Here is a 253-nt window from a genome sequence, read left to right on the forward strand (position 1 = left end):
CTTCCACGAGTGTGGAACCCGACATGGTTCTGGGCGGCAATGCCTCCGCAACCACACTTGTGGGCAATTCCGAACAGGTCGAAGAGCGGTTGAAGGCCGATGCAACGCTCGTCCGCGACAAGTTCCGCGAGAACATTGTCGAGGAGGGCAACGAATACGACCGGGCGGAAGAGCGCAATGCCGCCGTCATGGAGTTGGGTTACGCTAACGCCCTCGACTGGCTCGCAAACAAGTCGCTGTTGCGGAAGCGGTT

1 protein-coding gene is annotated in these 253 nt (G+C 59.7%); it reads left to right on the forward strand.

Annotation, left to right across the window (positions count from 1 at the left end):
• Positions 1-23 precede the first annotated feature (23 nt).
• Positions 24-253 (forward strand): hypothetical protein (locus tag AC3II9_RS22110; RefSeq protein WP_489158881.1); only part of this gene is annotated, 230 nt, incomplete at its 3' end.

The organism is Lysinibacillus sp. RU7, assembly GCF_057837305.1.